General features: G+C 42.0%; 1 protein-coding gene. It reads left to right on the top strand.

Annotated features, from left to right (window positions below):
• A partial coding sequence (locus A3729_RS02065; RefSeq protein ID WP_231877305.1) for an ATP-binding protein occupies positions 1 to 1,350 on the top strand: 1,350 nt, incomplete at its 5' end.
• Between the last annotated feature and the right edge of the window lie 76 nt (positions 1,351 to 1,426).

The raw sequence follows: 1,426 nt of genomic DNA, 5'->3' as shown, positions 1-1,426 counted from the left end.
TTACTTAAACTTGACTTACTTCCTGCTTCTTTGAGTTCTCCAGAAAACTGGATTTGGCTCAAATTGATTTTTACCTTAATCGTTCTGTGTACGGTTGCATTCTGTATCTATGGCTTGATTAGCCTTGAAAAGCGTAAACAAGAAGAATTAAGTCAAGAGATTCGACTAAATAAGAAGATGATGGAGTCTCTAGAAGTTGCTACAAATGAAGCCCAGGCGGCAGCTAGAAGTAAGGAGTTGTTTTTGGCTACGATGAGTCATGAGCTTCGAACACCGCTTAATGGTGTGTTGGGGAATGCTCAGCTTCTAGCAAAAGAGATTAAGGATATTAGCGCTAAAGCTCGTGTCGAGAATATAACTTCTTCTGGTGAACTTTTACTTTCAATTATTAATGATGTATTGGATTTCAGTAAATTTGAGTCGCAGGGCGTTTCTCTGAACCTAGAGGTTTTTGATCTTTCACAGTGCCTGCGTCAACTCTATCGTTTGATAAAACCGCGTGTGCAAGAGGGGGTTCAGTTTTCTATCTCGGGTGCTGATGAACCTATTTTTATCAATACCGACCCTAACCGCCTGTCACAAGTTATTCTTAACCTCCTATCTAATGCGGCAAAGTTCACGGAGCAAGGCCATATTGGGCTAAGTATGAGTATGCTAGGTGATGGGCAGTTGAAAATTCAGGTGAGTGATACTGGAAATGGTATTTCGGAAGAGAACCAAAAACGTTTATTTCAGGATTTTGTTCAGGTGGGTGATGATACGCAAAAGCATATGGAGGGGACGGGTCTAGGTCTGGCTATCACTCGTCGTATTGTTGAACGAATGGAAGGAGATATACAGGTATATAGCTCGCTTGGTAAGGGTACGACAATGGCTGTTTATCTGCCGGTTGAGCTTGTTGAAGAACCACAAACAGACCAAGACCCGGATATCGCAAGCAATTCACTGAACGATGTTGATTATTCTGCTGTACGGGTGCTGATAGTTGATGATGTTGAAATGAACTGTGTGATGCTCGAGGCATTACTAAATTCACTAGGTATCTCTAACTGCGAAGTAGAAAGGGACGGTCTTGATGCGGTGAATAGAATAAAACAGGACGATAATTTTGATATTCTCCTGATGGACGTACGTATGCCTATAATGAACGGTCTTGACGCGACTCGCCAAATACGTGAACTTGGATACGACAAACCGGTGATTGCGTTGACGGCAAATGCTTTTGAGGAAGATCAGGAAGGCTGTCTGGAGGCAGGTATGGAGCACTTTCTTGCAAAACCCTTACGCCTGGAAGATTTACAAAGTGTACTTAACAAAGCGCTGGCCAGTACTAATCCCTCCTTAAATTGATATAAATCCACATACGCTTAGTGTCTATATGATAAAGTTCTGGCATGTTTAGATAAGTCAGGGATTTTTTATGGGG

This window comes from Oleiphilus sp. HI0043 (genome assembly GCF_001634935.1).
This window is presented reverse-complemented; position numbering and strand designations above follow the sequence as displayed.